8 protein-coding genes are annotated in these 6,347 nt (G+C 69.7%); all 8 read right to left on the minus strand.

Translation table 11 applies throughout. The features are described from left to right. Window positions 1-721, minus strand: a 721-nt coding sequence (locus ACFR9S_RS05170; RefSeq protein ID WP_379818207.1) for a S1 RNA-binding domain-containing protein, incomplete at its 3' end; no start/stop codon positions are given. Window positions 722-793: 72 nt separating this feature from the next. Next, window positions 794-1,393, minus strand: coding sequence for a YIP1 family protein (locus ACFR9S_RS05175; RefSeq protein WP_379818208.1), 600 nt, complete (start codon window positions 1,391-1,393; stop codon window positions 794-796). Window positions 1,394-1,418: 25 nt separating this feature from the next. Beyond that, window positions 1,419-2,006 carry a thymidine kinase gene (locus ACFR9S_RS05180; RefSeq protein ID WP_379818209.1) on the minus strand — a complete coding sequence of 196 codons (588 nt, stop codon included), beginning with the start codon at window positions 2,004-2,006 and terminating at the stop codon, window positions 1,419-1,421. Between the two features lie 41 nt (window positions 2,007-2,047). After that, window positions 2,048-2,806: an isopentenyl phosphate kinase gene (locus ACFR9S_RS05185; RefSeq protein WP_379818210.1), complete on the minus strand. Its 759-nt coding sequence runs from the start codon at window positions 2,804-2,806 to the stop codon at window positions 2,048-2,050. Further along, window positions 2,803-3,816: a mevalonate kinase gene (gene mvk, locus ACFR9S_RS05190; protein ID WP_379818211.1), complete on the minus strand. Its 1,014-nt coding sequence runs from the start codon at window positions 3,814-3,816 to the stop codon at window positions 2,803-2,805. The genes ACFR9S_RS05185 and mvk overlap by 4 nt, the downstream gene beginning before the upstream one ends. A gap of 41 nt (window positions 3,817-3,857) precedes the next feature. After that, on the minus strand, window positions 3,858-4,235 hold the full coding sequence (locus ACFR9S_RS05195; protein WP_379733127.1) for a cupin domain-containing protein: 378 nt from the start codon (window positions 4,233-4,235) through the stop codon (window positions 3,858-3,860). A 586-nt stretch (window positions 4,236-4,821) separates the two neighbouring features. Then, complete coding sequence (gene rpsB, locus ACFR9S_RS05200; protein WP_379732654.1) at window positions 4,822-5,580, minus strand: 30S ribosomal protein S2; 759 nt, start codon at window positions 5,578-5,580, stop codon at window positions 4,822-4,824. Beyond that, a partial coding sequence (gene eno / locus ACFR9S_RS05205; RefSeq protein ID WP_379818212.1) for a phosphopyruvate hydratase occupies window positions 5,577-6,347 on the minus strand: 771 nt, incomplete at its 5' end. The genes rpsB and eno, both read right to left, overlap by 4 nt.

A 6,347-nucleotide genomic window follows, 5' to 3' on the forward strand; every position in this document is an offset into this window, starting at 1 on the left:
TCTGTCGGGCGCTGACGACCTCGCCCTCGATGCGGACCTCCTCGCCGACGCGGTCGGAGAGTTCGCCGATGTCGCGGCGGGTCGGCTCCTCCGGCTCGGCGCCCGCGGGCGTCTCCTCGGTGTCAGCCTCCGCCGGATCGGCATCGACGGGCTCGCTCTCCGCAGATTCGGCCTCGGCGGGCTCGGACTCGGCAGGCTCCGCCGCCGTCTCGTCGGCGGTCCCCGCCGCGGCCTCGGCGCCGCTGCCGTCGGTCTCGGCCGAGGCGGACTCCTCGTCCTCCTCGGTCGTCGCTTCTACGTCCCGCTCACGCCCGTTTCCCTCTTCGACCTCCTCTTCCTCGTCCTCGGGGAGCAGCTCCTCGGTCCCGTCCTGGATCAGCGTCCCGCGGAACTCGCGGTCGGCCTGCCGGATCGAGGAGGTCAGATCGACGTTGCCGTTGTCGCGAACGTTCTTGACCTGCACGAAGACGGTGTCGCCGGCCTCCCAGTCGAGGCTCTCGAGGCGGCCGTCGAGTTCGGAGCGGTGGAGCAGCCCTGTGACGTTCGACGAGAGGTCGACGAACACGCCGAAGTCGGCGTAGCCGTCGACGACGCCGCGGTAGAAGCGGTTCTCGACGAGCTGGTCCGGGCTGTTGCCCCGGAACTCGAAAACGACGTCCTCTTCGTGTGACTGGCAGATGTGGCCCTCGGTATCGGCGCCACAGATGATACAGTTGCCCATTTGTGAGGACAAACTCGGTCCGCCCTAAAGGCGTTGTCGAAACCAACCGCGATCGGCCGGAACGACCCCGGCTCAGAGGCCCGCGGCCGCGAATCCGCCGTAGCCGTAGCCGAACAGGACGACCGCCGGCAGCGCCGCTGCGACCGCCGCCCGCGGGATCGACGTGTGGTGGCGGACTGCGGTGCCGACGACGAGCAGCACTGCCCCGTACAGACAGCAGACGACCCGCAGCGGCGCCCACGGCACGGCGGTCAGCAGGCAGGGCGCGGTCGCGTACGCGATCACCTGTACCGTCTCGCTCACGCCGCCGCGGTCCGGCGCCAGCAGCGACAGCCCCACCGTCTCGATCGCCGCCGAGAGGTGAAACGCCGCCGGGGCGAGAAACAGGCCGACGCCCAACAGCACCAGCACCGCGCCCAGCCCGCTCCCGAGTCCGAACGGTGGTGCAACGCCGCCGGTCTCGAAGGTCGGCATGTCGCCCGTCGCCAGCCGGCCGGCGACGGCGCCCAGCGCCACGAGCACGCCGAAGACCAGTCCCGGCGCCTGATCCGCGGGCGCGACCCCGTTCCGGAAGAACCGCCGCGGGCGGACGAGCACCTCCGCCCACGCGCGAGCGAGCGCCCGCGGGCCGCGGTCGCGGCCGCCCTCCGGGTCGGCGATCCACTGGGTCATCGGTACGCCCCCGTCTCGGACATTCTCAGTCGGTCCTGAGCGTGTGGCAGTTCCGACACCGTGCCTCGTAGGACTCCTCGGCGCCGACGACGATCGTCTCGGCGTCGACGTGGGCGGGCTCCCCGTCGACCAGTCGCTGGTTCCGGGTCGCCGGCTCGCCGCAGACGGTACAGATCGCCTGTAGCTTGTCGACGTACTCCGCGATCGCCATCAGCTCCGGCAGCGGCGTGAACGGCTCGCCCCGGAACGTGATGTCGGTGCCGGAGACGATCACCCGCCGGCCGTCGTTGGCGAGCACGTTACAGACGTTGACGAGGTCGCGATCGAAGAAGTTCGCCTCGTCGATCGCCACCACCTCCTCGCCGTTGAGGTACTCCTGAAGCTCCCAGACGCCGTCGCCGACGTTGTCGATGACCCGTGCGTCCCACTGACGCCCCTCGTGGGAGCCGATCGTGGTTTCGCCGTACCGATCGTCGATGGCCGGGGTGAACGCCGCCACGTCCTGTCCGGCGATCTCCGCGCGGCGCAGACGCCGGAGCAGCTCCTCGGTCTTCCCCGAGAACATCGATCCGGTGATCACCTCGACGAAGCCGCTCCCGGTGATCTCGTGCATACTGGGACGGGGGGTAGGGAGGGGTAAAGGGCTGCCGAACGCTACCGCCCGCGGATCGTCGTCCCCGGCTGCTCGCCCGCGAGGAACGCCCCGATGCTCTCGGGGCCGAACACCGACGCCGGCGCGCCGAGATCGAGCAGTTGCCGCACTTTCGCGGCCATCCCGCCGGTCACGTCGGCGTCGGCGTCGCTCCCGCCGAGCGCGTCGGCGGCGTCCTCGAACGCGGTGATCTCGGGGATCACCTCGTCGTTCCCGTCGAGCACGCCCGGCACCGTCGAACAGAGGCCGACGCGGTCCGCCGAGAGGTGTTCCGCGGCGGTGGTGACGATCTCGTCGCCGGAAAGCACCGTTACGCCCTCACCCGCCGTCGCGATCACGTCGCCGTGGAGGACGGGGACGAACCCCTCGTTCAGCATCGTTGCTGCTTGGTTCATCGGGAGGTCGAGGTCGCCGTCGGCGTCCCGGGCGCCCGCGGAGAGCGGGTGGACCGGGAGCGCGGGCACGCCGCGCTCGTGGAGTCGGGAGAGCACGAACTGATTGAGCGTCTTCATCGCGCCGTGGATAGCGATCGCGTCGGCGGCGTCGCCGCTCCCGTCGGTCGTGGTGACGCCCGCCTCACTGGCGTGATGGTGGCCGAAGCTCCCGCCGCCGTGGACCAGCACCAGTTCGGACACGTCGCCGCCCTCCATCGCCTCGGCGACGGCGTCGGCCGCCGCGTCGAGCGCCGCGCCGTCCAGCGTCTCCGCGCGGTCCTTCTCGGTGATCACCGAGCCGCCGAGCTTGAGGATCGTCGGGTTCATTCCTCCGCACGCACCCCCTCGGTCGCGAGCTCGGCGCGGAACGCCTGCTCACAGCCCGGCGAGTACTCCAGCGCTCGCCGGGTCGCTTGCGTCCGATCGAGGGCGACGATACAGCCGCCGCCGCCCGCACCCGTTAGCTTCGCGCCTTCCGCCTCCGCCTCGCGGGCGGACCAGACCATCCGATCCAGCGAGCGCGAGGAGACGCCCAGCGCCGACAGCAGCCCGTGGTTGAAGTCCATCAGGTCGCCGAGTTCGTCGAGCAACACGGGGCTGGGTTCCTCGCCGGGGTCGGCCTCGGCCAGTAGCTGCTCACCCTCGCGGGTGAGGTCGCCGATCGTCTCGACGGTGTCGGCGGCGAACTCGTACTCCTCCTTGAGCGCCCGAACGCCCGCCACCAGTTCGCCCGTATCGCCCGCGCCGCCGTCGTAGCCGATCACCAGCGGGAGTTCCGGCGCCTCGATCGGTCGGGTGTCGTCGCCCTCGACGCGGACCGCCCCGCCCATCGCCGAGCAGTAGGTGTCCGCGCGGGAGGCTTCCCCGCCCTGCACGGTCGATTCGGCCTGATAGGCGCGGTCGGCCAGTTCCTCGGGATCGATCGACTCTCCGCGGGAGCGCACCGCGGCGTCGATGGCGGCGACGACGACCGCCGCCGAGGAGCCCAGCCCGCCGCCCAGCGGGATGTCGCTCTCGATGGTCACGTCGAACCCCGCCTCGGGGTCGTCGAGCGCGTCGCGGGCCTGCCCCAGCGCCTCGTCGACGTACCCCGTCGCGGCCTCGACGAGGGTCGAGGGCACGTCCACGTCGGGCTGCTCGTCGGTCTCGCCGCCCCACTCCACGGTGAAGCCGTCGAGGGTGAGCTCGTCGGCCTCGACGCGGACGCGGTGGTCGTCGCGTGGCTCGACGCTGACCCGCGCCCGGCGCTCGATCGCACAGGGCACCGCGGGCTCGCCGTACACCACGGCGTGCTCCCCGAACAGGTACACCTTGCCGGGGGCGCTCGAAGTCGTCATGTCCGAACGCTCGCTCTCGATCGTTACAGTCGTTCCGACTGCTACTCGTTGGGCTCGTAGGCGTGCACGTCGCCGTCGACCTGCGGCGCGCCGACGGCCAGCACCTCCGCGGTTCCCTCGGCGTCCTCGGGACAGTACGCCCGGTGGGGACTCTCGGGATCGGCCGCGAACAGTTCGTCGTCGCCGACTTCGAACGTCCCCTCGGGGGTCTCCACCTCGATCGTCCCCGAGATCACGTAGAACGCCTCCTCCTGCTCGTCGTGGTAGTGGTACGCCAGCGGAATCTCCTCGCCCGGCTCGACGCTGTAGCGGTTGAGCGCGACCTGTTCGAGTCCAGCGGCCTCGGTCAGCCGCCGGAGTTCGCACGGTCGATCGGGAGTCGGCTCCACGTCCTGCGTTCGCACGGTTCGGTAGCCCATGGCTGCATCTGGGTGAGAGTCAGGAAAAGCCCGTCGTCAGAGTAGTGGAGAGAGCATCCTGAGCGTTATTGATGGCTGACAGCGACAGCAGCTCTATCGTTGGCAACCGAGACAGCAACCACAACGCTGGCAGCAACTCGAGGCTAGACCACTTGTAACCGCACCGCCCCGCACAGCCCTCATACCTCCCCAGCCGACTCGTTCGCTCCTTTCAGTCGTCCCTCGCGCGCTCGTTCGCGCAGGGACGCGCTCACGTCGCGCGCCACCGCCGCCGCGGTGCGGTCGCGGTGGACGCCTCGCCGGCGCCGACGGTCGGCGCCGGCGGGGGGAGGGGTGGGGAATCGGTGCTGTGCCGGACCCTGTGTCCGGCACTCTGCGGTCGCAAGTTGCCAACGATCGAGTTGCTGTTGCTGTCGCTGTCTCAGTTGCCAGCGATCGAGCCACTGGCGCGGTTGTCGTCGAGCGGAATCACGATGCTACCTACGAAAACGAGTCCGCTTCACGAAACCGAAGTGAAACCACGTCAGACGACACAGCGCCGCCGCTACCCGCCACAGAACTGGACGCAGAAAGGATCTCGACGGGCCTACAGCCCGGCCTCGAAGTCTTCGAGGGCGTAGCTGGGCTCGGCGCCGCGGCGGTCCAGCGTCTCGTTGGCCAGCAGCCAGTAGACCACCGACAGCGCGCGCCGACCCTTGTTGTTGGTCGGGATGACCAGGTCGACGTTCGAGACGGCGTTGTTCGAGTCACACATGGCGATGACGGGGATGCCGACCGTGATGGCCTCCTTCACCGCCTGCGCGTCGCCGATCGGGTCCGTGACGACCACGACGTCCGGCTCGATGTAGCCGTCGTACTTCGGGTTGGTCAGCGTGCCCGGGATGAACCGGCCCGTGCGGGCGCGGGCGCCGATGGCGTCCGCGAACTTCTCCGCCGGGAACCGACCGTACTGCCGCGAGGAGGTGACGAGCACCTGCTCGGGGTCGTAGTTGGAGAGGAACTCCGCCGCGGTCCGGATGCGGCCGTCGGTCTGGCTCACGTCGAGCACGTAGAGACCGTCGTCCCGGACGCGGTGGATGAACCGCTCCATGTCCTTCGTCTTCTGCTGGGTCCCGATGTGGACCCCAGCGGAGAGGTAGTCCTCGACCGGGATGAGGAGGTCTGCTTCCTCCTCGTCCGGCATGACGTTCTCGTCGAACCGGGACTCCTCTTCCTCGGCCTCGTCGGCCTGCTCTGTCTCTGCCTCGTCGTCCGAGGCGGGCTCTGCCGCCGCGTCGGAGTCGGCGACCTCGTCGGCCACTTCTTCCTCGGCGGGTTCTGTGTCGTCGTTCTCGCTTTCGCTCATACAGCGTCCTCCGCGATGCGGATGAGTTCGTTGAGTTTGGCGGTTCGCTCGCCCCCGACGGTGCCCGTCTTGATGAACGGCGCGCCGGTCGCGACGGCGAGGTGTGCGATCGTCGTGTCTTCGGTCTCCCCCGAACGGTGGGAGATCACGGGCGTGAACCCGTTGCGGGTCGCGGTCTCGATGGCGTCGACCGCCAGCGAGAGCGTCCCGATCTGGTTCGGCTTGATCAGGATGCTGTTGCCCGCGCCCCGCTCGATACCCTGCTGGAGTCGCTCGGTGTTGGTGACGAACAGGTCGTCGCCACAGACGAGCGTCTCCTCACCGACTCGGTCGGTGAGTTCGGCGAACCCCTCGAAGTCGTTCTCCTCTAAGGGGTCCTCGACGTACGCGAGGTCGTACTCGTCGACCAGTTCGGCCACGTAGTCGATCTGCCCCGAGGGACTCCGAGAGACGTTGCCGTACTGGTAGGCGTCGCCGTCCCAGAGCTCCGAGGCCGCGATGTCGAGACCGAACTCGATCTCGAAGCCGACGTCCTCGGCGACCTGCTCGCAGGCCGTCGCGACGATCTCGAACGCCTCGCTGTCGTCGATCGACGGCGCCCAGGCGCCCTCGTCGCCTTTCGCGGCGGGGATGCCGCGCTCGGTGAGGAGTTCGCCCACGGTCTCGTGGACCGCGGCGTTGGCGAAGGCCGCCTCCGCGACGGAGGGTGCCCCGACCGGCGCCGCGAGGAACTCCTGGATGTGGGTCGCGTCGGCGGCGTGCTCGCC

The organism is Halolamina salina, from assembly GCF_042678005.1.
GTDB classification, from domain to species: domain Archaea; phylum Halobacteriota; class Halobacteria; order Halobacteriales; family Haloferacaceae; genus Halolamina; species Halolamina salina.